The sequence below is a fragment of the Acinetobacter sp. YH12094 genome, from assembly GCF_013419295.1.
Classification (GTDB): Bacteria; Pseudomonadota; Gammaproteobacteria; order Pseudomonadales; family Moraxellaceae; genus Acinetobacter; species Acinetobacter amyesii.
Map to the genome: position 1 here is coordinate 1 of NZ_VPAK01000006.1, position 26,714 is coordinate 26,714.

Annotated in this window: 27 protein-coding genes and 4 pseudogenes; 10 read left to right on the forward strand and 21 right to left on the reverse strand. The window is 41.5% G+C overall.

The features are described from left to right. Positions 1-350: 350 nt before the first annotated feature. The 5 genes and pseudogenes from FTU34_RS06190 to FTU34_RS06210 form a co-directional block, all read right to left on the reverse strand. The gene (locus FTU34_RS06190; RefSeq protein WP_180035148.1) at positions 351-1,433 is read right to left on the reverse strand and encodes a hypothetical protein; all 1,083 of its coding nucleotides are present in this window, start codon (positions 1,431-1,433) and stop codon (positions 351-353) included. A 176-nt stretch (positions 1,434-1,609) separates the two neighbouring features. After that, positions 1,610-2,251 carry an ABC transporter ATP-binding protein gene (locus FTU34_RS06195; protein WP_180035147.1) on the reverse strand — a complete coding sequence of 214 codons (642 nt, stop codon included), beginning with the start codon at positions 2,249-2,251 and terminating at the stop codon, positions 1,610-1,612. Positions 2,252-2,362: 111 nt separating this feature from the next. Next, positions 2,363-2,530 (reverse strand): annotated as a pseudogene (locus tag FTU34_RS06200) (TetR/AcrR family transcriptional regulator); the annotation flags it as partial. 33 nt (positions 2,531-2,563) lie between these two features. Further along, positions 2,564-3,310, reverse strand: coding sequence for an IS5 family transposase (locus tag FTU34_RS06205; RefSeq protein ID WP_026056797.1), 747 nt, complete (start codon positions 3,308-3,310; stop codon positions 2,564-2,566). A gap of 79 nt (positions 3,311-3,389) precedes the next feature. Next, positions 3,390-3,818, reverse strand: a pseudogene (locus FTU34_RS06210) (TetR/AcrR family transcriptional regulator); the annotation flags it as partial. Positions 3,819-3,913: 95 nt separating this feature from the next. On the opposite strand from FTU34_RS06210, the pseudogene FTU34_RS06215 reads away from it, so the two are divergent. Continuing rightward, a pseudogene (locus FTU34_RS06215) lies at positions 3,914-5,124 on the forward strand (oxygenase MpaB family protein). Positions 5,125-5,171: 47 nt separating this feature from the next. Here FTU34_RS06215 and FTU34_RS06220 read toward each other — a convergent pair. From FTU34_RS06220 to def, 3 genes are all read right to left on the reverse strand, one after another. Continuing rightward, entirely contained in the window at positions 5,172-7,214 is a 2,043-nt protein-coding gene (locus tag FTU34_RS06220) for a TonB-dependent copper receptor (RefSeq protein ID WP_373686483.1), read from the reverse strand. A 144-nt stretch (positions 7,215-7,358) separates the two neighbouring features. Further along, positions 7,359-7,778, reverse strand: a complete 420-nt coding sequence (locus tag FTU34_RS06225; protein WP_180035144.1) for a DUF2946 family protein — start codon at positions 7,776-7,778, stop codon at positions 7,359-7,361. Positions 7,779-7,868: 90 nt separating this feature from the next. Then, the gene (gene def, locus FTU34_RS06230) at positions 7,869-8,399 is read right to left on the reverse strand and encodes a peptide deformylase (RefSeq protein ID WP_078191459.1); all 531 of its coding nucleotides are present in this window, start codon (positions 8,397-8,399) and stop codon (positions 7,869-7,871) included. A gap of 119 nt (positions 8,400-8,518) precedes the next feature. Here def and FTU34_RS06235 point away from each other — a divergent pair, with 119 nt between their 5' ends. From FTU34_RS06235 to FTU34_RS06245, 3 genes are all read left to right on the forward strand, one after another. Next, positions 8,519-9,673 (forward strand): LysM peptidoglycan-binding domain-containing protein, encoded by a 1,155-nt coding sequence (locus tag FTU34_RS06235; RefSeq protein WP_180035143.1) that lies wholly within the window; start codon positions 8,519-8,521, stop codon positions 9,671-9,673. A 110-nt stretch (positions 9,674-9,783) separates the two neighbouring features. Then, positions 9,784-10,965, forward strand: coding sequence for a DNA-processing protein DprA (dprA, locus tag FTU34_RS06240; RefSeq protein WP_180005332.1), 1,182 nt, complete (start codon positions 9,784-9,786; stop codon positions 10,963-10,965). Positions 10,966-10,996: 31 nt separating this feature from the next. Beyond that, positions 10,997-11,566 (forward strand): L-threonylcarbamoyladenylate synthase, encoded by a 570-nt coding sequence (locus tag FTU34_RS06245; RefSeq protein WP_180005333.1) that lies wholly within the window; start codon positions 10,997-10,999, stop codon positions 11,564-11,566. 439 nt (positions 11,567-12,005) lie between these two features. On the opposite strand, the gene FTU34_RS06250 is transcribed toward FTU34_RS06245, so the two are convergent. After that, complete coding sequence (locus FTU34_RS06250; RefSeq protein WP_180005334.1) at positions 12,006-12,887, reverse strand: DMT family transporter; 882 nt, start codon at positions 12,885-12,887, stop codon at positions 12,006-12,008. A 122-nt stretch (positions 12,888-13,009) separates the two neighbouring features. Here FTU34_RS06250 and FTU34_RS06255 point away from each other — a divergent pair, with 122 nt between their 5' ends. From FTU34_RS06255 to FTU34_RS06275, 5 genes and pseudogenes are all read left to right on the forward strand, one after another. Next, positions 13,010-13,768: a helix-turn-helix transcriptional regulator gene (locus tag FTU34_RS06255; RefSeq protein WP_180005335.1), complete on the forward strand. Its 759-nt coding sequence runs from the start codon at positions 13,010-13,012 to the stop codon at positions 13,766-13,768. A 144-nt stretch (positions 13,769-13,912) separates the two neighbouring features. Next, a complete protein-coding gene (locus tag FTU34_RS06260; RefSeq protein WP_111885877.1) occupies positions 13,913-14,458 on the forward strand; it encodes a glutathione peroxidase in 546 nt (181 codons plus the stop codon). A 199-nt stretch (positions 14,459-14,657) separates the two neighbouring features. Beyond that, positions 14,658-15,036: pseudogene (locus FTU34_RS18110) on the forward strand (RcnB family protein). Between the two features lie 141 nt (positions 15,037-15,177). Then, entirely contained in the window at positions 15,178-15,837 is a 660-nt protein-coding gene (locus tag FTU34_RS06270) for a hypothetical protein (protein WP_180035142.1), read from the forward strand. A 158-nt stretch (positions 15,838-15,995) separates the two neighbouring features. After that, positions 15,996-17,009 carry a pirin family protein gene (locus tag FTU34_RS06275; RefSeq protein WP_180035141.1) on the forward strand — a complete coding sequence of 338 codons (1,014 nt, stop codon included), beginning with the start codon at positions 15,996-15,998 and terminating at the stop codon, positions 17,007-17,009. 7 nt (positions 17,010-17,016) lie between these two features. Here the strand turns inward: FTU34_RS06275 and FTU34_RS06280 are convergent, their stop codons facing one another. Then, entirely contained in the window at positions 17,017-17,484 is a 468-nt protein-coding gene (locus FTU34_RS06280) for a hypothetical protein (protein ID WP_180035140.1), read from the reverse strand. 105 nt (positions 17,485-17,589) lie between these two features. Between FTU34_RS06280 and FTU34_RS06285 the strand changes: the two genes are divergently transcribed. After that, positions 17,590-18,033, forward strand: coding sequence for an AAA family ATPase (locus tag FTU34_RS06285; protein ID WP_180035139.1), 444 nt, complete (start codon positions 17,590-17,592; stop codon positions 18,031-18,033). Between the two features lie 6 nt (positions 18,034-18,039). Here FTU34_RS06285 and FTU34_RS06290 read toward each other — a convergent pair whose 3' ends face one another. The 11 genes from FTU34_RS06290 to FTU34_RS06340 form a co-directional block, all read right to left on the reverse strand. After that, positions 18,040-18,345 carry a hypothetical protein gene (locus tag FTU34_RS06290; RefSeq protein WP_168378803.1) on the reverse strand — a complete coding sequence of 102 codons (306 nt, stop codon included), beginning with the start codon at positions 18,343-18,345 and terminating at the stop codon, positions 18,040-18,042. 142 nt (positions 18,346-18,487) lie between these two features. Further along, positions 18,488-18,907: a F0F1 ATP synthase subunit epsilon gene (locus tag FTU34_RS06295; protein WP_078191472.1), complete on the reverse strand. Its 420-nt coding sequence runs from the start codon at positions 18,905-18,907 to the stop codon at positions 18,488-18,490. Positions 18,908-18,933: 26 nt separating this feature from the next. Beyond that, complete coding sequence (gene atpD / locus FTU34_RS06300; RefSeq protein ID WP_078191473.1) at positions 18,934-20,328, reverse strand: F0F1 ATP synthase subunit beta; 1,395 nt, start codon at positions 20,326-20,328, stop codon at positions 18,934-18,936. A gap of 29 nt (positions 20,329-20,357) precedes the next feature. Further along, entirely contained in the window at positions 20,358-21,227 is an 870-nt protein-coding gene (atpG, locus tag FTU34_RS06305) for a F0F1 ATP synthase subunit gamma (RefSeq protein WP_078191474.1), read from the reverse strand. A gap of 88 nt (positions 21,228-21,315) precedes the next feature. Continuing rightward, positions 21,316-22,860 (reverse strand): F0F1 ATP synthase subunit alpha, encoded by a 1,545-nt coding sequence (gene atpA, locus FTU34_RS06310; protein ID WP_078191475.1) that lies wholly within the window; start codon positions 22,858-22,860, stop codon positions 21,316-21,318. 42 nt (positions 22,861-22,902) lie between these two features. Further along, positions 22,903-23,439, reverse strand: coding sequence for a F0F1 ATP synthase subunit delta (locus tag FTU34_RS06315; RefSeq protein ID WP_078191476.1), 537 nt, complete (start codon positions 23,437-23,439; stop codon positions 22,903-22,905). Positions 23,440-23,451: 12 nt separating this feature from the next. Next, the gene (locus FTU34_RS06320) at positions 23,452-23,922 is read right to left on the reverse strand and encodes a F0F1 ATP synthase subunit B (protein ID WP_078191477.1); all 471 of its coding nucleotides are present in this window, start codon (positions 23,920-23,922) and stop codon (positions 23,452-23,454) included. A gap of 38 nt (positions 23,923-23,960) precedes the next feature. Beyond that, on the reverse strand, positions 23,961-24,206 hold the full coding sequence (gene atpE, locus FTU34_RS06325) for a F0F1 ATP synthase subunit C (RefSeq protein ID WP_000424060.1): 246 nt from the start codon (positions 24,204-24,206) through the stop codon (positions 23,961-23,963). Positions 24,207-24,290: 84 nt separating this feature from the next. After that, positions 24,291-25,166 (reverse strand): F0F1 ATP synthase subunit A, encoded by an 876-nt coding sequence (gene atpB, locus FTU34_RS06330; RefSeq protein ID WP_078191478.1) that lies wholly within the window; start codon positions 25,164-25,166, stop codon positions 24,291-24,293. 102 nt (positions 25,167-25,268) lie between these two features. Further along, entirely contained in the window at positions 25,269-25,667 is a 399-nt protein-coding gene (locus FTU34_RS06335) for an ATP synthase subunit I (protein WP_078194025.1), read from the reverse strand. 170 nt (positions 25,668-25,837) lie between these two features. Next, entirely contained in the window at positions 25,838-26,677 is an 840-nt protein-coding gene (locus FTU34_RS06340) for a metal ABC transporter solute-binding protein, Zn/Mn family (RefSeq protein ID WP_180035138.1), read from the reverse strand. Between the last annotated feature and the right edge of the window lie 37 nt (positions 26,678-26,714).

A 26,714-nucleotide genomic window follows, 5' to 3' on the forward strand; every position in this document is an offset into this window, starting at 1 on the left:
AATTTCGATCGATCAATCAGTAAAAATCCACACAAGTTGTTCTTCATAATCTCTTAATGATCTTCTTGTTGGTTCGTCACCAGCAAGCTAGGTCGGCTATATTACTCTTTATTTCTAAAGAGTCAACCGGTAATTCAAATTATTTTAAACTTATCAAATAAAACCTAACTTAATCAATTCAACCAAGTCATTGTTTTATCAGAAGTTTTAATCTTCATCACCGCCGATGGATGTGCATTCTACAGCATTTCATATTCGTTGCAACACCCTTTTTCATTTATTTTTAGTTTTTCATTACGTTTGTTTATTTATTCTACTAAATCAGTGTTTTTTACTTAAAAAAAGTGTTTTTAGCGTACAGAAAGCATGCAATATGCCACAGGCACCCATAAGATAAACATTAAAACTGGCATAACACCGTGCACTTCTTCAGGTTTTCTATACAACCACTGAATAAATGGAATGGCGATACACAATAGCGCTGCCATGAATAGTACATCTACAAATCCACCTTTCAGCAGTAGCCACAGCAAAACTGGCACACTCATCATTAAACCCATTATCAATAAAACGCAGTATTCGTATTTTCTGAGCTGCCATCGTGTGAACCCTTGAATGATCCAGAATCGCTCTGCATATTCAAAATTTGATTTTAAGTCCATTTTTATCACGCCTAGATTGAATAAACTCAGTGCAATATAGATGGCACACATCAATTGGAATAATTGTGAAGCAGTGAAATCAAGGCTCATGATGTTCCAAGTATCCGCCTGCGTGGCGAACCAATACAAAATCACGACCGCTGTAACCGAAATACCAATACTAACAATACGATGGGTTAGAAATCTTTTATGAAATGCCTGACGAATAATGAGTTTATTTTGATTGAGCCAGAGTGGGCTATATTTCTGTATCACAAATACGCTAGGTACCTGTAGCTTTATTGGTTTTGATTTCCTACCGAGCAGCCAAAATTTTATCGCAGCTATACATATGCAAGTAGATAACAACACCGCAACGAGTTGAGCGTCCAATATCGCTAGGCTCAAAATGGGTAAATATGTCAAAAGACAGACTAAACTGAAATATTGATTCTGTTGTAAAAACAGCATTTGTATGATTAATAAATTAAAGATCCAAAGAAGCATCAATACACTAATACCAATGGAAGCCAAAAACTCATACTCAACCCAAACATATAGAAGCGCTAAAACAAATGGCAATAACAGCAAAAAGCTTAAACTGCCTAAAAATTTGATTTCCACTGCAAAGCGACTTTTGAGCGTGATGGGCAATAGCGCTAGATAGCGATACCCTTCCCCACCGCTCAAAGCTTTACGCTGTATCGCACACCAAAATACATTTAAGGCAAGAAAGCCTGTCCAAAGAAACAGATTCGTGATTAATGATTTGCAATAGACCAAATCAATCATGGGCTGCACTAAAGATAAAAGTAGTCCGAATAGCATTAGCCCGAGAATTAATGTGACTAAAATAAGTAAATGCTTTTGCCGTGCAACTGCGTCTGCTGTGGTCTTGACATAGTATATCCATCGGTATTTCAAAAGCGTTTTTATAATTGTTCGCTGCCCAACGTGTCTTTGTCTATTCATGCCACCTGCTCATTGGACTTTAGCCGATCTAGCTCAATGATTTTTGCTGCGAGACTGTCTCTAAATACAGGATCATGACAAGACAATAGAATCAATTTCGATTGGCTCTGCTGTAAAAGTATACTTGTTAATTCAGCCAAGGAATTTTGATCTAAGCCATTGCTCGGTTCATCTAAAATCAGTAAAGGTGCCGAAGTCATTAAGGCTGCGACCAATAAAAACTTTTTGGTTGTACCAAAAGACATTTCAGCAAACGGCGTGGCTAAATAGTTTTCTAAATTAAATTTTTCAATGAAGATTTGATACTGCTCATGTGCTATCCCTCGAATATCACACATTAAATTCAGAAACTCTTGCCCTTGTAAAAAATCATAAATAGGGCTTTTATCTGGCACATAGGCCACAAGTTTCTTGTATTCATTGTTGTGAGGGGCATATTGCTGATCATTAATCAAAATATTGCCTGTATCGAAATCCAACATCCCCGCAATCATCGCAAGTAAGGTGGACTTCCCTACTCCATTCTCAGCAACAACAGCGACTATTCCGAATTCGCTTAACTCTAAATTTAAATTTGAAAATATACGTTTTCCCGCAAAAGATTTGGACAGTTGCTGCAAACTCAAAGAAACCATCATGATGTTCCTGATTTATTATCTTAAGTTATTGATTTATTTTTAATCTATCTTCACATATCTTGGATCAGAATTAAATACCATCTTTAATCGACAAATTTAATTTTTTAAGTGTCATTCACTATCTAAATACGCCAAAATCATCTTCGATAATTCTACTTTAAGCTGCTGTTCTGTAATTAAAAAACTATTATTGCTCACATAGCGCATCATGGTAAATAAAGTACTGTTAATGATCACAAAAGAGCGATGTTTCAGCGTTTCAAAGTTCCAATGTGAATAGGGTGTGTTGACATTTACAGCCGATAAATTGAGCTAAAGAGGCAACCATATAAATATACAAGCTAAAGCAACAGCGCTTTGATAGTTACGTTTTAGCTTATCGTATCTTGTGGCAATTCCTCTAAATTGTTTTAATCTACAAAATGCATTTTCAACTAAATGTCTGATTTTATACATATACCAGTCCATATCATCATTGCTAGATTTGGCATTTGATCTTCGAGGAATGTTTGCTTTCGTATTACTTTCTCTAATTTTCTTTCTGAAACTTTCTGAATCATAGCCTTTATCTGCACATAGCATTTCTGACTCTGTTAAATCTAATTTTGATACAAGATCAGGTGCAACCTTAATATCATGTGAAGTTCCATCTGAAATAATAAATTCAATAGGATTACCATTTGAATCGATTGCTAAATGTATTTTTGAACTATTACCACCAATACTTTTGGAAATACTTTGATTCTTAATACCAGCTGAATGTTGATGCGCTCGTACATGGCTCCCATCGATAAAAATCCACTCTTTATCAGCATGCTGGCTGAATAATTTAAAAATATTCATAAACTTACTATTTTTAGACCATCGATTATATTTCTTAAAAATAGAATTTGATTTACCAAACTCTTGAGGTAAATCACGCCAAGGACAGCCTGTTCTAATTCGAAATAAAATCGCTTCAATAAAATTCCGTAAATTTAATTTGAGATAAATATTAAAGTGACGGAAAATAGCAAGTAACTTGGACCAGTGTTGATCATTTAGCATTGTTCGAGGCATAGCGAGTGTAAAATTGGGTTTGGCGATTTAATTTTACTATCTCGCTATTTTTTTAATCAACAAATGTCAACAGACCCTAATAACGATTAAATAAATACATCCCAACTTCAAAAAAATGCTTTTCCAAAACCTGAGAGGCATCTGAATGACTGTATTGATGCCAATGTTTCAAGATTTCAATGAAGAAGCCGCGATCAGCTTTCAACATATCAAAGCCAAACTGAATACAAAGTGGGATCACCTCATAAATACTGTGCAGCTCTTGCTCCACGACTATATTTTTTAGTGCTAACCCCAATTGTTCTGATTTTCTGAGCAGTAACTCTTCTACGATTTGTTCTTTATTTTCAAAATATTGATAAATTGACCCAACGCTCACGCCAGATTTTTCCGCAATTTTGGGCGTCGTCAGCTCCAGTAAACCTTGTTCTGCAATACACAACTGCGCAGCTTGCAAAATGTTTCCCACGATCATTTTCGCGCGTTGTTGTTGTGGTCTTTTTCTCATTCTATTGCTCTCCAATGCGATAGTGTTATGCGAATTGAATGCGAATAAATATTCATATTAGTGTGGTATGAAACAATAACATTGAAGATCAAAACATGACCACTCACTTCAATACCCGGCTGTCTTCATTTCAGGCCACGCAGCAATCTAATCTGCTGAGTTTTCTGCTGTCTCATTTGACGGGTCAAGCTGCACAGCCGAATTACCCTCAATATCTTGACCTCAATAAAGCCTTGCAATGTGGTGACCCACAGATGGAAAAAGTGCTCACGTGGATGATGCAGAACCCTAAACAGCATCGTGAATATTTTGAAATCGCTCTATTTAAAGGTGTCGAGCAGCTTCCCTTTTCTATTCCTGAACTCGAGCATTTTTTTAAGCATGTTGAACAAACACCGCCGTGGGTAGAGCCAGAAAAAATACAGCAAGCCCTTGAGTTCACCCATCGACTCGGGATTAACAATGGCTTTATTTTGCGAGACCTTTCACTCATGGTCGGTTATCTCTTCCCCGGTTTCAATCAGCCACTCATGCTGACCGGTGCTTTAAATAAACAAGCCGGTACACGTCTAGCTGAAACCACTAAATGGTGGGTAGATATCACTGAAGAACGCGGACTCGAACGTTTGCATGCAGGATTTACATCGACGATTTATGTGCGTTTTATTCATGCTTTGGTACGGCATCAACTCCAAAAAGGCAAAGACTGGGATTTTGCAACGTGGGGGGTACCGATGAATCAATTTGACTTGGCGATGACCAATCTTGCCTTTAGCAGTGTGGTACTTTTGGGCATTCGCGCTTTAGGAATTTTTCCGTCAAAACAAGAAACTGAAAGCTTTTTGCATTTTTGGCGCTATGTCGGCTGGTTGATGGGTATTGATGAAAAATGGTTAATTTCAAAAGAATCTGACGGTTGGAAACTGCTGTATTGGATGCAATTTGTACACCCCCAATCCGATGCAAGCAGCATGGCTCTCGATGCCAGTCTTTCTAAAGAACCTTTTGAAAGACAGTACAAATACCTCCGACCGCTTCAGCAAAAACTGGCTTATCGACAACATCTGGAGCTGACACAATTTTTTATTGGCAAAAAACGCATGCATAAATTAGGGCTCAAACCCCAGTCCGCCGCATGGTTTGCCTATTATTTATTAGCTAGAAATCTCGTCCTGTATTCAGGTGCTAAGCTAAGCATGTCCCGAGTTTAAATCAAAAATTACAGCAAAAAGGCCGTGCGATTCAAAAACTCGGTTTAGCACTGTATCAAAGTAAGGCCAAACAACTGGCAAGTATGCACCAATAAAAAAAGCAGAGCGATCGCTCTGCTTTTTGGATGACAAATGTCCGGACTTAGAACTTCATCGAAATACGTGCCCAATAATTGCGACCAATATTATTAAACTGTTGATCGGTCGCTAAACCTGTCCCTGCATCACCCAGTTTATTTAGATGTTCGGTATAGGTTTTATTCAGGAGATTATCTACACCCACAGATACATCTACACCCTCATCAATATGATAAGTACCATTTAAAGACAGTGTGCCAAAACCTGCACTTTCTTTCAGGTCATAACCCACGATATTGCCTTGGTACGCACTGATACGATTTTGCCCATCAACCACACGCCAAAATGCTCCCAAAGTATAATTATCTTGGATATATCGTAAGTTAATACGCGCTTCTAAAGGTGAGATTTGCGGTAATGGCTTGCCATCTGTGGTGTTTTTACCCCACGCATACATTGCGCTGACATCGGCTTGAATATAATCGCTAAATTGATAGCCAATCCCTGCTTCAGCTCCCGTAATGGTGGCATCGACATTTTTCGCACCCGCGCTAAAGGTTGAACCATGATCATGCCCACCAGTATTTGGATGATCGTGGTAACTCATCAAAATAAAGTCCTGAATCAGTCCCGCATAGGCAGACGCCCATGAACTGAATGCCCGATGTTCATGTTGATAGCCCACATCTAACTGCAAGGTTTTTTCAGTTTCGACGCCATTAAAGGTGTTTGTTGTGCCTGCATTGCCATGTTTAGGGCTAAATAATTCCCAATAATCTGGCATGCGTTCCACATAGCCTAGACCGATATAGGTTTTACCATTGTCATGTTCAGGGTGCTTATTTTCAAAACGAATAAAAGCACTTGGCAAAGTTTCATTCAGCTCCTTGTTATAGCCACTCGCTTTCGAAGCTGCACGCTCATCTTTCACTTGCACTTGATCGAGACGAAGTCCTGAAACCAACTTATTGTTGTCACTCAATTGATAACTGACTTCTCCAAAACCACCATATGACTGAAATGCCATATCTTGCGTTAAGGGCTTATTCATCGAAGGCATCATTTTCGACGTCATGCTGCCGGCATGTTTATTATTCTGCGTATCCAGTCCAGTAATGAACTGCAGCTTATCCCATTCATGCATTACCGCCATACGTGCATTTAATGTACGACGTGTAACCTGCATCGCCATTGGATTCGGCATTAGCATAGTCATACCATGATGGGTCATTTCAGCTAAAGGTGGCTCACGCAAACTAAAGTTGTCCATGATATGGTCGTTATAACTATAGTTGACCTGTGCTTCGATTTTTTTAATCACCTCTGTGACATTCTTTTTCTCGACACGAAGGCCTAAGCTTTCACGGGCAAATTGCGAACCATCCATTGAACGGCCCGCGTACACCGCCTCACCATCGGCTTTACCTCCAGTAAGTTCTACCCATGTATCTTCGTTTGGCCTCCAACCGAGTGCCAAATCTGTATTCCAACGCTCCCAGTCTGACGGCACAGTATTGCCATCTCCATCTTGGTAACTGTCTGCAACAGAACGGCTGGCATTTAGACGGACATATTTATGTTCATCGCCCACAGCCGCCTCGACATTATGATCTAAGCGACCATAAGAGCCGATCATCACACTGGCTTGACCACGGTAGTTTTTATCAGCATCCAACTGTTCAGGTTTGCGTTCAAACAAGACTGTTGCAGCAGAACCTGTATTGGCATATTGAACCGTTTGAGGCCCTTTAATCACTGAAATTCGGTCATAACTTTCAGGGGAAATATAAGACGTCGGTGCATCCATACGACTCGGACACGCCCCTAGATTTTCTGTGCCATCGGTCAAAATTTTAATGCGTGAACCAAACATGCCACGGAAGGCTGGATCTGCATTGGTTCCCCCATTTTTAATAGCACTAAAACCCACAATGCTTTTTAAATAATCGGCCCCATCACTGGCAGGTATCGGTTGAATCGGCTGTTTGGGGTTGGCACGAACAATCAGGCCATTGGCATCATTACCCTGATGTGATGTCACCACAATCGGTGCCAAAGTCTGTACCGCATTGGTTCCCGTCATCTCTACGGACATCTCGTCAGCCATCACTGTAGTTGAATAGCAGGCAACACAAATTGCAGCCGCAAGAGGCTGTAGAAAAAATTTAGGCTGAGCCATGTTTATCTCACAAAATACATAAATAAAGGCGTACCTGAGTCCTCAAAGACCCAAGTTTAAAAAACGTCGGATTTATGCAGCGAGTGGCGGGGCTCGACCTTGCGGAAGTAAAAAGAGTTGTTGAAGAACAAACCAGACATGCTTGAAAGCTTTTTGAAAAGCAATTAAACGAACTTGAATTCGATCAAGCACTTCTTTTACATCAAGTTCAGGGGGCAAAACCAAATTGCCGTAGACCGTACAATACTGACATTGATGACTGGCATCATGTTCATGGGCTGTATGATCGACTTGAACTTGCTCTACATGAGCGGAAGATGAATGGTGTGAATGTGCGGTATGTTCAGCATGAACATTGGGAAGTAAAAGTGCACGCGTAATGGTTTCGCAGACCGGAGCAACTTGATATTGCTTGGGCAATAATGGCTGTAAAAAAACAGCAATCTGCAAAAAAACGGCTGCAAAGGACAGCAGCACTCCACTACGAAACAATACAGGTAAACCCTAACATTTGTCTGCCCCAAGTATAACAAAGCCCAATCGAAATTGGGCTTGTCTCAGGTATTTTTTAACCGCGATCAATTAACGTTTAACTGCGACTTTATCTTTTTGACGCTGGCGAACCAATTTTTCCACTTTGTCACGTGCACGTTGACGTTTCAAAGGCGATAGATAGTCGACGAACAACTTACCATTTAAGTGATCCATTTCATGTTGGATACAAACTGCGAGAAGTCCGTCCGCTTCCACTTCAAATGATTGACCTTCAAGGTTAATTGCCTGAATTTTTACACGTGACGGGCGCTCAACTTTATCGTATATTTGAGGCACTGATAAACAGCCTTCTTCATAGGGCTGCGTCTCTTGCGTCAATGGCGTAATTTTGGGGTTAATAAACACCATGGGTTGATCTTTTTCTTCAGATAAATCCATGACTATCAGCTGAATATGGTGATCTACCTGTGTTGCTGCCAGGCCAATTCCCGGTGCTTCATACATAGTTTCAAACATGTCGGCTGCTAACTGACGAATTTCATCAGTAACTTCTTCGACTGGTTTTGCAATGGTACGAAGACGGGGATCGGGGAAACTTAAAATAGGTAATAAGGCCATACGACGTCCTCACTTATGCCATTGATCAAAAAACAAAATGAAGGAATGCTTCATCAAAAAATTGTGTGTAATATCGTTATTATAACGCAGTTGCATACATAATTTTAGGAATTATGATAATGAAAAAGGTTTTGAAGGGCATGCCAACTTTTAGTGCCTTGGGGTTTAAAAAACAATTATTGGCACTTACAGTCTGTGTAAGTGTGGGGATGGGAATGGTCAGTGTTGCAGAAGCTGCCCCTGCTCGTAACGTCAATCCACCGTCATTGAAGGCAGGTGCGCCTCAAGTTTATGTGGTGAAAAAAGGCGATACGTTGTGGGATATTTCCAAGCGTTTCTTAAAAAATCCTGTGCGCTGGCCTGAAATCTGGGCGAGCAATAAACACGTGAAAAATCCGCATTGGATTTTCCCAGGTGACCGCCTATTAATGTGTACCTACAATGGCCGCCCAATCATCGGTAAAGATGAAGGTGATGGCTGTGAAGGTATCATTCGTCGCTATACAGGTGGCACTAAACTTCAACCACAAGTTCGTGTTGAATCCCTCAACAGTGCGATTCCGGTTATTCCATTGGAATATATTAAGCAATGGCTTGAGCGCAGCATGATTGTTGCAGCTGATTCTGTGGAAGGCACACCTTACATTTTAGGTACAGCTGATCAACGTGTATTAGCTGCCAAAGGCCAAACAGTTTATGCACGCGGCCAAGGCATGCAAGTCGGTCAACGATATGCTGTTTACCGTGAAGGCGAACCGTACATCTTTACCGATGCAAACGGCAAAAAATACAACGCAGGTTTAGAACTGACTCAAGTCGCTTCAGGTGTTGCCGTTCGTGGTGAAAATGACATTACCACTTTAGAACTGACCGACACTTATAATGCCGAAGTTCGTCGTGGCGATCGTGTTCTTCCTGAATATGACCCAATGCTGCCAACGCTGTTCTATCCAACCAATGCTGAAAATGTCACTGCTGGCGGTAGTATTGTTCGTGTCATGGGCTCGATTGGTACTGCAGCGGTTCACAGTGTGGTGACGATCGACCGTGGTAGCTTGCAAGGTGTTCAATCTGGTCAAGTCTTTAGCGTGAACCAAAAAGGTGAAATCGTGACTGATCCGAAAACCAAAGAACGTGTTCAACTTCCAGGACAACGTATTGGCAACATCATGGTATTCAAAGCGTTCGATAACTTAAGCTATGCTTATGTACTTGAAAGCGAATTACCAATCAAAGTGGGTGCAACGATTCAGCCGCCACTGATGGATGACTAAGACCAAATCCATAAAAATGAGGCTGTATTTCAGCCTCATTTTTATTATCCAACAACGATATCACTGATAATTTTAAACCATAAAAAGAAGACATATTCAAAGGTCTCATTATGCTCAATTCATTAACTGACTTGCATTTAGATTACATTCGCCTGTGGTTTGTGGTGCAACACTCACTTCGTAGTTTCTATAAAATTCAGCAGCACTATCCTGCCCTACACCACGCCCTTAAGCCTGATCAAATCACCACATGGCAAAAATTAGGACTGCATAAAAATCATTTACAGCGCTTTGAAGAATTTCATAATCAAAGTGGACAGCTTAGCTTTGAAAAATGTCTCAAGGATATTCAACAATACAGTGACTTTGTACTGATTCCTGAAGATATAAACTATCCACAACAGCTGTTACCTTATAGCGACAAGCCGCCCATTCTATTTGGGCAAGGTAATGCTCAAGCCTTGATGCAACCCCAAATTGCGATTGTGGGTAGCCGCAAACCCAGTCCCCAAGGTCGGCAAATTGCTTATGATTTTGCTTATTATCTGAGTGAGCAAGGGTTCTATATCAATAGCGGTTTAGCACAAGGAATTGATGAAGCGGCACATCGCGCTGCCATACAACACCACAGAACCATTGCCGTGATGGGCACAGGTTTAGATCAAACTTATCCGACCGCACATCAGAGTTTAAGACAAGAGATCATCCAACATGGGGGAACCGTAATCAGTGAGTTTCTACCGCACACACCCCCATTGCAACACCATTTTCCACATCGAAATCGTATCGTCAGTGGGCTTAGTCTTGGTGTCATCGTGGCGGAAGCGGCATTAAAAAGTGGCTCACTGATCACAGCTCAACGCGCTGCCGAACAAGGCAAATCTATTTTTGCCATTCCAGGGCATATTTATAGTGAGTCGCATCAAGGTTGCCATCAACTCATACGAGAAGGTGCAATTTTGATTGATCATCCACAACAAGTCATTGAAGACTTGGCACTAGCCACACAGTGGCAATCACAGGCTGCCGAAACCTTAACAACCACCGAAATAGCGACACCCGAAACAGCAATACCGGACACCCCGCCACCCGAACCTATCCCAGAACATTTAATTGCGCTGTATCGGCAACTCGATTGGGTCGGCCAAAGCCTTGATCAATTGTCCATTCAACTCAAAATTGATACCGCGACATTGACTAGTCAACTGATGGAATTAGAGTTAATGGGCTATGCCACACAACAAGCAGGACACTACTTACGTTGTCGAATGGGTAAATTAGGTTCACAATAGCCCTTTGTCGAATCAGATAAGGTCTATAGAAATGATTACCACCTCTGTTGCAGAAGCAGCTTCCTGTCTTAAAAAAGGTCAGGTTCTCGCATATCCTACAGAGGCTGTTTGGGGATTGGGCTGTGATCCCTACAATGAGCAAGCCTTTCTCGAAATTTTGCGCTTAAAACAACGTCCCATTGAAAAAGGCGTGATTTTATTGGCTGCCAATGTCGCTCAAGTTAAACACCTGCTTCAAGGCTTAACAGAAGATATGCGTCAGCAAGTCATTGCGACCTGGACCAACCGTAAACCCAATGAACGTGCAACCACATGGTTATTACCGGCTGGCGACCATATTCCAACATGGATTAAAGGCAATCATCCAAAAGTCGCAGTCCGTGTGACTACCCACTCTTTATGTGTGGCTTTATGCCAAGCTTTTAATGGCTTTATTGTGTCTACCAGTGCCAATCCTGCAGGATTAACCCCTGCACGTTCCTTACAAGAAGCCAATCAGTATTTTGCCAATGAACTAAATTACTTAAATGGTGATCTCGGCCTAAGCCAAGAACCAAGCAAAATTATTGATGCTGAAACAGGTGAAATCATCCGCGCATAAGCTCGGATGCCTGTCTACACCTGCCTTTCGGGGAAATACAGACAAAAAAAAAGCTCAGCCATATAGGGATGGCTGAGCATAAAAAAGGATGTGTATAAAATCACATCCAGAGGGTCTTGCAATCTCTGGGTAAATATCAAGTAATTATTAAGAACTACTTCATCATTTACAATAAAAGTATTATGTAATATTTTTTTAAATTTAACAAATATATTTTTTATATAAATAAAACTACTGATAAGTACTTTATTTCTGATTTTATAACTACTTAGTCAAAATATGTATCTATTTTTGATTGATTTTTAAGACGAGATTTTGTTTTTTTAATTCAGTTTCACACTCAAAAATCCATTTTCAAAAGATTTGCTCTATAAAAAATAAGTTTGTTTGATTGTTTTCTAATCAACACTTCTCGTAAATTTTCATCTTTTTACTAGATTTACTTACGCTGCGCCAAGATCACCCCAGTAATCGCCATCACTGTGCCGACGGTATGATAAAACATCCACTGCTCAGCCAACCAGAAATAGGCAATAATCGCGGTAAATACCGGCATCAAATTCATAAAAATACTGGTGCGATTCGGCCCGAGATGTTGCACAGCCAACATCCATACCAACGGTGCAATCAATGATGGAAAAATTGCCGCATAAAATACACTTGGCGCATTCGCAGGATTAATCGCGTCAATGCCTAAATACAACACGAACGGCAAGTGATATAAAACGGCAAAGAAAATTTGTACATATAAGCTCAACAGTAGTGGAAGTTTCAATTGCCATTTTTTTAAAAACACCCCATAAAAGGCATAAAAGAACACTGCGAAGATCATGAGGATATCGCCGAAATGTCCGCCCATATTCAGTAATTGACTGAAATCGCCTTGCGCAATGACAAACAATAGCCCTGTAAATGAGATCGCACAGCCCAAGATGGCATAGCGATTGGGTACATCTTTAAGTATGAAAAATGCAACGGCAATCGTAAAAACAGGGATAAAGGCATTAATGATGCCCATATTGGTCGCCGTCGTATAATGCGCAGCGGTATAGCCCAAACCTTGATATAACACCATGCCAAAAGCACTCAGCACAGCCAATTGCTGCCAATGCTGCTTGATCAACTGTCTTTGCTGCCAAACGGTTTTCAGCATAAAGGGGGTTAAGATCAAAAATGCAATAAACCATCGATAAAAACTGATACTGACTGGTGAAATATAATCAGTCACATAGCGGGTGACGGTAATATTCAACGACCATATAAATACCGCGATCAGAGGCAAACAAATTGCAAATTTCGCCCAACGCGTTTGAAGCAACATGTCTGACTCCTCAATATATTGTGCAAAGATTGGTCTAGGTATTTTGAGTGATGTCTGTTTTAATTGAAATACATAATTTCAGACATTTATATTGTAGTTCAGACATCGACACCTAGGCATATATGACATCAGCACCGATTGAACAACAAATCGAGCTTTTTGAAGCGCACTACACCACATTAGATACGGTCTATCCGCACAGTTGTCTTTGGGGTGATTTTAATTTTTGTCTCGATGGTATTTTCGAATATGAAATACAAGGGCAACATCATCTCTCACCTGCCAGTTATGGGGTGTGGATTCCACCACATACAGAACATTGCTCGGTAGCGATTGATGAACAACCCATTCATTATGTGGCAATCCGACTGGCACCAGATCTCTGCATAGATTTTCCCAAGCAGACGGAAGTATTTAGCATCCAACCGTTCTTTCGTTTGTTGGTGCAAGAAATTTTGGCCTTTCCTACAGAGCAACATACCACACCACCCTATCGACACCTGCTACAGGTCTTATTCGACCAATTAAAAACAGCGCCCAAACATCAACATTATTTACCGCAAAGCCATGATGCGGTTTTAAAGCCGATCTTGGCGCAGCTCGCAGATGTAGATCATTTTAGCTTGAGCCTACAGCGATGCTTATCCAATGTTGCTTTGAGTGAGCGTCAGTTATTGCGACTGAGTCAGAACGAACTGCAAATGAGCCTTTCTGAATGGCGAAACCGTGCCAAAATTATTTATGCCATTCAACAACTCCGCGCTGGTCAGTCTATTAAAGCTCTCAGCTATGAATTGGGTTATCAACACAGCTCAAGCTTTATTGAGTTTTTTAAACGCTATACAGGAAAAACCCCAAACCAACACCGTGCCACTACTTAAACGATAAGCACTCAAGCAAGCCTCAGCTCGAATTCTGCAAACTACTACAAAAATTATGCGAAAAGCCTATCGATAAAAGCTTGCTGTTCACCAGATTTCCCTTTAAAACAAGGATGAAAGGCACAACTTCAATTAGGAACGAATATGTCAGCTTCAGTTTACGATATCCCGGTAAAAACCATCCAAGGTGATGACACCACACTCAATCAATACCAAGGCAAGGTTTTATTATTGGTCAATGTAGCCTCTAAATGTGGGCTAACACCACAATACGAAGGCCTAGAGAAACTCTATACAGAGAAGAAATCACAAGGTTTTGAAGTCTTAGGTTTTCCTGCCAATAACTTTTTAGAACAAGAACCTGGTTCTGAAGCTGAAATTCAAGAATTTTGCTCGATCAACTACAAGGTCGATTTCCCACTTTTTGCAAAAATATCTGTTGCAGGCGCGGATAAACACCCACTTTATCAAACCTTAACCCAAGCCATTCCTGAACGCATTGGTGAAGGCCCATGGTGGGATGATTTAGTCGAATACGGATTAACACCAAATCCAAAGCCTGAAGTGCTCTGGAACTTTGAAAAATTCCTCGTGAATAAACAAGGCGAAGTTGTGGCTCGATTTGCGCCTGATATCAAGGCAGATGATGCACGTATTGTCGATGCCATCAACGCTGAGTTAGCCAAATAATTCGACAATATCTCAATATCTCAGTTAAGATTATTATGATTTTAACTGAGATTGATCATTTTAAATTATCATATATTGATAATTTACATAGTTTATCCATTATTTTAATATTTCACATATACATTGTTCAAAGTTTCCCTGTAAATACTCATTATGATGAGTCTTATCAAATCACATCCAGCAGTAAACAGGTGAACTTATGAATACATTAATGAAAGCTATCGTTTTATCTATTTCGACAGCACTTGTTGCTGCTCCAGCAATGGCTGCACCGCAAAATAGCCAACAACATGCACCTGCGCATAACCAAAATACGATAGCTCAATAACACACTAAACAAAAACACACCGGTAAAAAACCAAAGTCAGAACAAGAAAAAAGCTGTAAATCCTTCACATGATTGGCGTTCTGGACAAAAAGTACCTTCTGAATACCGTGGTCATAGCTACAAAGTAGACCACATTAAATACAAAAAATTATCTAAACCAGGCAAAAACCAACAATGGATTAAAGTGAATGGCGACTACATTTTAATGAATGCCGTCAGCCACGCCATTATCAAAATCATTGCGGGTTAAACCCACCAAAACATCAAAAGAGGGCAAATGCCCTCTTTTTTGTTCGAGCGATTATTTTGTTATTGCTTTGCAACAATCTATTTTTAATCCACATTCTGCCCCTATATTCAAAGCATAGACTTAACACATAGTGATGATTGAATGAAAAAGCTAGTGCAGAATGCCCTTCTCCCTTTTGCCATTTTTAGTGGTGTTTTGGTGCTGATTGGCTGTGAACCTGCCACAGCACCGCAACAGGAACAAGAACAAGAACAAGAACAAGAACAAGAACAAGAACAAGAAATCGCAGCAGAAAATGATCGCCCTGCAACAACATCAACAAACGAAGATCAATCTGCGACACAAAGTCAGGCGACCGATCAAAGCCAATTAAAAAGCGGCAATATGTTTTATATCGTTCGCGATGTGGCGGATATGCAACTTAAAGCCGGCAATTATGTTGAACAACTCAAACAAACGCAGGTCGATTTAGAAGCCGCAGTCAGCAACCAAGATCATCTCCAATTGCAAAAAGCGGCAACCCAGCTGCAACAGCAGCTCAAAGGTTTCAATCAAGCTTTGAATGATTTAAATCTAAAAAGCACTGAAATTAATGATATTCGCAGCAATTTACAGGCAGCGAATCAGCAAGTATTGGCCTCACCTTTTCTCAATGGACAAGTCGATTTAAGCAAAGTTGATTTTCAGAAAATTCAAAATCAAATGGGCAATATTCAAGCTGAAATGCTTAAATTGGCAGGTATGTTGATCCAAGATCAAGCTGGAAAAAGCTCATCTACTGCACCCACTGAAACTGAATAAATAGCGAAATCTAGCATTTCCATTGCATTCCACCTGTTTTAAATCAAAAAAGCGTTAGACCTTGAGCTAACGCTTTTTTTCTTACAGTTCCGCTATAGAACACGAGTGTTTTTCCTTTTAGATTAATGCTTAATAACAAAGCCAATGATAGAACAGTTATGTCAAACGCTGTGATTTATAACATTACACCCATTACCTTTCGTTTAGATTTAAAAGATCCTTTCTTATTTACTGCTCATCATGTTGATCATTTTCCTGCTGCGAATGCAGACATGGGGCCAAAAACAGCCGCCGAGAAAGATGAATTCAATATGTACTATGGCGATGTGGTTCCAGGTTTTCCAGAACATCCACACACTGGCTTTGAAACCATTACCTTGGTTGAACAAGGCTATGTCGATCATTTCGATTCATTAGGCAATGGCGGACGCTATGCTGCTGGTGATGTGCAATGGCTGTCTACAGGCAATGGCGTTGAACACTGTGAAATGTTCCCCCTACTGCATGAAGACAAAGCCAATCCATTTGAACTTTTCCAAATTTGGTTTAATTCATCGGCTGAACAGAAAACCCATGATGCCGACTATAAAATGTTTTGGCGTGAAGACATTCCTCACGTCTTTGAAACCGATAGTGAAGGAAAAAAATCGGATATACGTGTAATTTCAGGGCAGTTCAAATCCACTGATGCTATTTCCCGACCGCCACACTCATGGGCGGCTGCCGCAGAAAATAAAGTCAACATTTATTTAATCACCCTGCAAGCAGGTGCGGAGTTGGTGATTCCCGCAACAACAAGTAGCTCCAACCGTTTTGCTTATTTTTATCAAGGCAATACATTAGAAATAGAAGGTCAAACCATTCAGATGAAGCATTTGGTTGAACTCCAATCAGATGCCGACGTCCATCTCAAAGCAGGTGGATTAGAAGCCCGGATTCTGTGGTTAGAAGGTGAACCGATTAATGAACCCGTGGCAATGCGCGGTCCATTTGTGCTGAATACCACTGAAGAACTCGATGCCGCGTTTAAACGCTATCGTGAGACCCATTTTGGCGATTGGCCTTGGCCGACACTAGCACCGGTCTTCAAACGTGATCAAGCTCGATTTGCCAGTTATGAGGACGGTAAACGTGTAGAGCACCCAGAGCAGGAAAACTCACAAGCGTCTTAAAGTTCAATTAGTTGGATTGAGCAAATTCATAGGTATTACAGTTTTTATCTTGTCCAAGTGCGCGCTGAACATCTTGTTTAAAACGTGCTTGGGCAAAGGTATATTGCTTCGGCAAAAATAAGGTAATACGTGTCGTCTGTGGATCTAAACTTTCGACCAACATTTTATGCAAATACGCCCCATGTTCAGTCCGTGCCATTAAAGTCCCCTGCTCCAAATGCTCTTCTAAACGATTGTCGGTATAGACGTAGCGATTGTTCGCAGTAAACGCAATACAGTGATTATAGGCTTGTCGCAGATTTCGAAAGGCAGTCAAATATGGGATCTCAAGCTCCGTACTGATGCCATTATCAACCGATTCAGCGACAAGTGCAGCTTCAGTCGGAAGATTGGGTGTCGTCACGTATTGGCTTTGGCATGCAAGGAGCAAACCACAACAAAGACACAGCGATAAACTGGTAAAAAATTTGAGCATACAGACCTTTGTAACTTGTTCTTATTTATTTTGCAGCGATTGTAGCAAAACTGCGTTGCTGATTTAATACCCTATTATTCATTCCATGCTTTCATTGCAGACACCATGCAGCTGATTATTTTTACAGGCGTTCAAGCCTCTGGCAAATCAACCTTTTACATGTTGAATTTATATCATAGCCATTTACGTATTAATTTGGATATGTTGAAAACCCGACATCGGGAAAATATGATCTTTGAAGCAGGTTTGGCATCCAAAACAAAAATGGTGATTGATAATACCAACCCAAATCGGGAAGCTCGTGCTCGCTATATCCAACGTGCAGTTGATGCTGGGTTTGAAGTTATTGCTTATTATTTTGAAACCGATTTGGACAGCACCTTAAAGCGCAACAGTTTTCGTGAAGGTAAAGCCCATATTCCAGAAGTTGGCGTGCGTGCAACCTATCGAAAGCTTCAAGTTCCGTCACAGGATGAAGGCTTTGATCAAATTTTTAAAATTAAAATTATCAGTCACGGTGAGTTTTCAATTTTACCCATGCATGAATAACGAGCATTAACCTGCTTTTTGGCTATCTTGCCATTTTTTAAAAGCCGATTGCATGGCCTGACGCTCATATGGTTTCACCAAACGACTTTCTAATGAAGCAAAATCACCTTTATAGGCAGCAGCGACCATCGATTTTGCCAGTTCTTGAATACTCACGCGCCCACGGTGTTCATATTGCTGGACTTCTTCATGGGTGAGTTCAACATCCCAACATGACACGACAGAACTAAGATCAACTGCAATGCTCAAGTAATATTGATCAAAGTCTTGATAAAGCTCCCAAAAATGCGGCTCATAGGCAATAAGGTTCATGGTGCAATGCTAGCTGATTGAATTTAATCACTATAAAGTTTGTATTGAATAAAATATATTCAACTTTAGATTGATCAATTTCAAATAATTTAGGGTAAAAAAACCACCCTTTCGGGTGGCTCTTTCAATCTCAAACTGCGTCTTATTGAGCGCGGTTTTTGATTTTGCGGATGGTTTCCAACTGAGCAGCAGTTTCTGCAAGAGCAGCCAATGCAGCAGCTGAGTCCAAGTCGCTCTTTTGATTTGCTAACAATTGTTCAGCTTGTTTACGAGCTTCAATAATTGCTGCTTCATCAAGGTTGTCAGCACGTACTGCAGTATCTGCAAGTACAGTAACAACGTGCGGTTGAACTTCTAGTACACCACCTGATACATAGATTAATTCTTCTGTACCATTTTCAAGCAGAACGCGGATTGCGCCCGGCTTGAGCAAAGTTACTAGTGGTGCATGGCCAGGCATAATACCCAACTCACCACCAGCACCTTTAGCAATTAGCATAGTTACAGTGCCAGAGTACAAAGACTCTTTAACACTTACAACGTCACATTGCATAGTTGACATGAGAATCTCCTAAATTAGGTAACTAATTAAAGTTTCTCAGCTTTAGCAATAACTTCGTCAATACCACCAACCATGTAGAACGCTTGTTCTGGAATGTGGTCGTATTCACCAGCTAGAAGACCTTTAAAGCCACGAATTGTTTCTTTAAGCGGTACAAGTTTACCAGGAGCACCAGTAAACACTTCAGCTACGTGGAACGGTTGAGAGAAGAAACGTTGGATCTTACGTGCACGGTATACAGTAAGTTTGTCTTCTTCTGCCAATTCGTCCATACCAAGAATTGCGATAATGTCTTTCAATTCTTTGTAACGTTGAAGAACGTTTTGAACTGAACGAGCGATTTCGTAATGCTCAGTACCCACCACAAGTGGATCTAACTGACGTGAAGTAGAGTCAAGTGGATCGATCGCTGGGTAAATACCAGAAGATGCGATGTCACGGCTCAATACAACAGTCGCGTCCAAGTGAGCGAAGGTAGTAGCAGGCGATGGATCTGTTAAGTCATCGGCAGGTACGTATACCGCTTGAATTGACGTAATAGAACCAGACTTAGTAGACGTAATACGTTCTTGAAGAACACCCATCTCTTCTGCAAGAGTCGGTTGGTAACCTACTGCAGATGGCATACGACCTAGAAGTGCTGATACTTCAGTACCCGCTAGTGTATAACGATAGATGTTGTCGACGAACAATAGAACGTCACGGCCTTTACCGTTTTCGTCTTTTTCGTCACGGAAGTACTCAGCCATAGTCAAACCAGTCAACGCTACGCGTAAACGGTTACCTGGTGGCTCGTTCATCTGACCGTAGACCATTGCTACTTTGTCTAGAACGTTAGAGTCTTTCATTTCGTGATAGAAGTCGTTACCTTCACGAGTACGTTCACCAACACCAGCAAACACAGATAAACCTGAGTGAGCTTTTGCGATGTTGTTGATCAACTCCATCATGTTTACAGTTTTACCAACACCGGCACCACCGAACAGACCAACTTTACCACCTTTGGCGAACGGGCAAAGTAAGTCAATGACTTTAATACCAGTTTCTAAAAGGTCAGTAGAAGCCGCTTGTTCTGCATAAGAAGGCGCTTGACGGTGAATTGGTAAACGAGCTTCAGTACCAACAGGACCAGCTTCGTCGATAGGGCGACCAAGAACGTCCATGATACGACCTAAACATGCAGTACCTACAGGTACAGAGATAGGCGCGCCAGTGTTAGTTACAGTAAGACCACGCTTAAGGCCTTCAGTAGAACCCATTGCAATAGTACGAACTACGCCATCACCAAGTTGCTGCTGAACTTCTAATGTAGTTTCAGTACCATCAACATGGAGAGCGTCATAGATCTTAGGAACGCTGTTACGTTCAAACTCGACGTCGATAACCGCGCCGATGATCTGAATGATACGACCGCTACTCATTGCTGTCTCCTCAATTCAAACTAATAATGTTAAACGGCAGCGGCACCACCAACGATCTCAGAGATTTCCTGAGTAATCGCGGCTTGACGCAGCTTGTTATAAATAAGTTGTAGGCTCTTGATCAATTCACCCGCGTTATCAGTTGCAGCTTTCATTGCAACCATACGAGCAGACTGTTCACATGCGATGTTTTCAATCACACCTTGATAAACCATAGACTCAATGTAACGAACCAATAAACCATTTAAAAGCTCTTCAGCTTCTGGTTCATAGATATAGTCCCAACCGTATTGACGGTTTAGACCTTCGCTTTCCTCAGCAGCTGCTAAAGGAACAAGCTGTTCGATTTTTTGGTTTTGAGTCATGGCGTTGACAAAGCCGTTTGACACTAGATAAATACGATCTAACTCGCCTTTATCAAACGCGTCTAACATCACCTGTACAGAACCAGTTAACTGTTCAAGACTCGGAGCATCACCTACGTTTGTAGTTGCACCAAGAACTTTACCGCCGTAGTTTTTAAAAAACGAAACCGCTTTTTGACCAATTAAAGCAAATTGAACTTCAATTGACTGCTCTTGTTGCTGTTGTACGTGTTTTACCACTTTTTTGAACAAGTTAATGTTCAAACCACCAGCAAGGCCACGATCTGAAGAAACAATGATATAGCCAACGCGCTTTACAGGACGTTCAACCATATAACGGTGTTTGTATTCAGGGTTCGCTTGTACCAAATGAGCAATTACACGGTGCATATTTTCGGCATACGGACGGCCTTGAGCCATGCGCTCTTGCGCACGACGCATCTTAGAAGCTGCTACCATCTGCATCGCGCGAGTAATTTTCTGCGTGCTTTTGATACTAGCTACTTTGGCGCGAATTTCTTTTAAATTTGCCATACGCTTAACCTAGTATTCGAAAGCCCTTTCGAGCTTCCGAAGGTTGATCCGTGAACCAAACCAAAACCAGATTCAACACAGTTGAATCTTAGTAAGTTTGAGTCGCTTTAAAGCTTTCAATACCTGCTTTGATTGCTGCTTCGATTTCTTTATCGTAAGCACCAGTCTCGTCAATTTTTTGCATTAACGCAGCATTTTCTGAACGGAAGTAAGAGATCAACGCAGCATCAAATGCAACGATTTTCTTCACTTCTACGTCAGCCATGTAGCCTTCGTTAGATGCATAAATTGAAACAGCTTGGTCAGCAATTGAGTATGGAGCATATTGTTTTTGCTTCATAAGCTCAGTTACACGTTGACCATGTTCAAGCTGTTTACGAGTTGCTTCGTCAAGGTCAGAAGCGAACTGAGCAAACGCAGCTAATTCACGGTATTGCGCAAGAGCGGTACGGATACCACCTGACAATTTTTTGATGATCTTAGTTTGAGCAGAACCACCAACACGTGATACAGAGATACCCGCGTTCACAGCAGGACGAATACCTGCGTTGAATAATGATGTTTCTAAGAAGATCTGACCGTCAGTAATCGAAATTACGTTAGTAGGTACGAATGCAGATACGTCACCGGCTTGAGTTTCAATAATCGGTAATGCAGTTAATGAACCAGTTTGGCCTTTAACTTCACCGTTAGTGAATTTCTCAACGTAGTCAGCAGATACACGTGAAGCACGTTCAAGTAAACGTGAGTGTAGATAGAATACGTCACCAGGATATGCTTCACGACCTGGTGGACGACGTAGAAGCAATGAAATTTGACGGTAAGCAACAGCTTGTTTAGACAAGTCATCATAAATGATAAGCGCGTCTTCACCGCGGTCACGGAAGTACTCACCCATTGTACAACCAGCATACGGAGCAAGATACTGCATCGCTGCAGGATCAGCTGCAGCAGCTGCTACAACAGTTGTGTACGCCATAGCGCCAGTTTCTTCTAGCTTGCGCACAACGTTAGCGATAGTCGATTGTTTTTGACCAATTGCTACGTATACACATTTAATGCCAGAGTTTTTCTGAGCGATGATCGCATCGATCGCCATAGCTGTTTTACCAGTTTGACGGTCACCGATGATCAACTCACGTTGACCACGACCAACAGGGATCATTGTATCTACTGATTTATAACCAGTTTGTACAGGTTGATCCACTGATTGACGCCAAATTACGCCTGGTGCTACTTTTTCAACAGCATCAGTAAGTTTTGCGTCAATAGGGCCTTTACCATCAATTGGGTTACCAAGAGCATCTACTACACGGCCTAAAAGTTCTGGACCAACCGGAACTTCTAATACACGACCTGTGCAACGAGCTTTTTGACCTTCTTGAAGGCTTAAGTAGTTACCTAAGACAACGGCACCCACTGAATCCTGTTCTAGGTTCAGTGCCATACCAAATAAGCCGCCGTCGAATTCGATCATTTCACCGTACATTGCATCAGCAAGGCCGTGAATGCGCACAATACCGTCGGAAACCATAACAATGGTCCCTTCGTTCTTAGCGGTCGCGCTGGTGTCCAGATCGCCGATACGCTGTTTAATGAGCGCACTGATCTCGGATGGATTCAGTTGTTGCATTGCGCTATACCTCAATCTTTTTAAAGTTCAGTCTTCGAGCTGTTAAGCAAGAAGACGAGTCCGCATTTTTTCAAGCTTGTTAAGCGCAGAATCATCTATCACTTGGTCGCCTGCACGAATAACTACACCCGCGATTAACGCTGGGTTAACTTCTACAGAAACATTTACGGCAGCTTCGAATTTTTTCTCTAATGCATGCGCAAGTAATTGTTCTTGTACAGAAGTCAATGGGAATGCAGATTCAATCACTACATCCACAGTATTGTTATTCTGTGATTTGAGCTGTTCGTATTCTTCTGAAATTTCAGGAAGAAGTGCCAGACGGTCATTATCGGCAAGCAATGTCAAAAAGTTTGACACTGCTGCAGTCTGGTCTTCACCTAAAACTTTTGCGAAAACACTTACCTGCTCAGCAGGAGTAAGCTCAGGGCGATTTAGATAAGCTGAAAATGCTTCGTCTTGCACCGCAGCACTGAGCAAATTCAATGCATTTGACCAAGCGTCAGTTGCATTTTGCTCAGAAGCGTAAGCAAATGCTGCTTTAGCGTATGGGCGTGCCAACGTCAAGAGTTCAGCCATAATCCGCCTCTCTTAAAGTTTAGCAGCCAGCTGAGTCAGCATGGCATTGTGAGCTTCTGCGTCAACTTGCTGGTTCAGAATTTTTTCTGCGCCAGTAACTGCAAGAGCAGCAACTTGTTGACGTAATTCTTCGCGAGCAGCATTGATTTCAGTATCAACAGCTTCTTTAGCTTGTTGACGAATACGCTCACCTTCAGCCGCAGCTTGAGTACGCGCTTCTTCTACCAATTGCGCACCACGACGGTTCGCTTGTTCGATCAATTGAGCCGCTTGTGCTTTAGCCGCGTCTAATTCAGCTTTCACTTGTGCTTGCGCATCCGCAAGGTCAGCTTTTGCTTTTTCAGCAGCGTTTAAGCCATCAGCGATTTTACGCTGACGCTCACTAATCGCATTGATTAGTGGTGGCCATACAAACTTCATGCAGAATGCGACAAAAATCGCAAATGCAATCGCTTGGCCAATCAATGTGAGGTTGATATTCATTGCTATTCCTCAATAGTTTAATTTAGGAATTAAGCTGATTAACCTACAAATGGATTAGCGAAGATGAAGAACAAGCCAATACCAACACCGATCATAGGCACAGCATCAAGAAGACCTGCGATTAAGAACATACGAGTTTGAAGTTGTGGAGCCAATTCTGGTTGACGAGCAACAGCTTCTAAGAAACGGCCGCCTAGAAGACCAAAACCAATCGCAGTACCTAAAGCACCAAAAGCGATCAAGATAGCAGATGCAATTGCAACTAGACCTAAAGTGAGTTCCATGATAATTCCTCAGAGGTTAGGTTTATACCAAATTAAGTTAAAAAATTGTGTGCCCAACCACCCTTTGACAGTTGAGCAATACCATTAATGCTTTTCGCTAGCCATACTCATATATACGATAGTCAACATCATGAAAATGAATGCTTGTAACGTAATAACAAGAATATGGAAGATCGCCCAAGGCACAGACAACGCCCACTGGATCCAGAACGGTAGTAATGCGATCAAGATGAAGATCAACTCACCCGCATACATGTTACCGAACAGTCGAAGAGCCAATGAGATTGGACGTGCAATAAAAGTTACTAATTCAAGAATAATGTTTACTGGAATAAGTAATGCTTTTAAAACTGGGTTACTTGGGTTAAATGGGTTAAGTGCAAATTCTGCACCGAATCCGACAAGACCTTTCTCACGGATACTATAGAAAATAGTTAACGCAAATACTGACAATGCCATACCCAAGGTAATGTTAGGATCAGTAGATGGAACGATTTTGAAGTAAACGTGGTGAGGATCCATACCAAACACGTTAGCACCGATCAATTGAGCTGTATAAGGAATCCAGTCAACAGGGATCAAGTCCATCAAGTTCATGAGGAAAATCCACACGAAGATGGTCAACGCTAACGGCGCGATTAAGCGCGATTTGCCATGGAAAGTGTCACGGACACTTGAGTCAACGAACTCGATAATCATTTCGATTGCAGACTGGAACTTGGTCGGAACACCAGAGTTTGCAGCTTTCGCTACAACCCAGAACAACAAACAGAAAACAATACCAAGGCCAATAGACCAACCCATTGAATCCAAGTGAATAGCAGTGAACCCCATCTCTTGAGCTTCTTTAGCAGTCTCAGCTAACTTCCAAGTACCATCTGGCATTTTGCCATAGGTCAAGTTAGTCAAGTGATGCTGAATGTACTCGGTCGAAGTAAGGGCATGTTCTTCAGCAGCCATAAATCACACCTGGTCAATGTCAAAACTAATAGAGAAAACGAATATCGCGTGCTGCCTGATATCTCGTTACTCTCCAAAAAACTTTTCAATTTTTTGTTGTGTTTACACTCGTTTTTTTAAGCGTGTTGCCCAAAAAGGAGCGACCCACGACATACTTTGTACGAGCATAAAACCACAAAACAATGCCACCGCTGACAACGGCTTGACATTGATCAAAATCAAAATGAATCCAACAATCACGATTGCAAACTTGCCCATTAAGCCACGATACATGTTTGACAGCACCTGTTTAGAGGCACGGGCACCAGCCGCACGAAACGACTGCCATGAAAAGTAGCTACTTGCTAGCCAACATACCAACGCACCCAAAGCTGCACTATATGCTGTGATTGTGTCTTTAAGGACCCAACCAATCAGGGCTGAAACAGGAATCATTACTGCTTGTAAGATGACTAAAGCTTTCGCTAATCGTCGATCAATCATGCGACTAGTTCGACTCATTTTTGTTCACTCACAGCAATTCTGCTTGACAAGTTTAACTGATGATTATTTTTAATCGCAGGCATTATAGAGTTACACCCCTTAACTTGCAATCTTTTCCCGACCTTAGTCGTGTTTTTTTAAATTGGCAAACTGCTTTCAAACTAATCAATAGTTGTTTATTTTTTACTTTACTTTCGTGCATTTAGTGTGCATTTCAGGGTTTCATCAGCCAACATCTTCCATGCTGTTACAAAATCCCCTGCCCCACTCATCGTTTCGTCAACTGGCTGAAAGACGATACCACCGAGCTTTTGATACTGATTTTGACTGGCATGTGCTTCTGCAAGTAAGCATACTTTGGGCTGCGCGCGATGGTCTTTCAGGTACTTGATTTGTGCCAATGTCGGTGCGACATGTGGATCATCTGTCAACGCACCGGTAAATTTCAAATTCAGTGAGCGCTCAAGATATTGATAGGCATCGTGGTAAGACCAGTAAGGTTGAGCACGGCTCGACACATCGGTTTTTTGTGCAGTAACCAAGAGTTTCTGCGCAAATGCACGTGCATTGGCCCAATATTTTTCACGATGTTCTGGAAACTGTTGTGAACGTAAAGCAGCAATAAAAAAGCCGATTCGAACCGCATTGTTTGGTTCAAGCCAGACATGGGTATCGATTGTGCCTTTTAATGCATTGCCACGAACATCCCGCAAAGGCAACGCACTGATAATGCCTGAGTCTAAAATAGCGATACTTTTGCCACTTTCACCCAACATTTTTGCCAATGGTGCTTCGTGCGCGTGACCTAACCATAAAACGAGATTGGCATCTTGCACGGTTTTACGGTGTGCAGGCGTCAAGCTCACATCATGTCCAGATTGATGGTCAAGCAGTAATTTCGGTTGCTCTACACCCTTGAGTACATCCTTTGCGATTAGATAAATCGGTTGTGTAGAAACAACGAGACCTTGCGCCCAGCTCATCACACTGAATAAAGCCAAACTACAAAAAAGAATTACACGGGACATGGGGAGAGAGCACCATAAAATGAATAGTGTTATAATA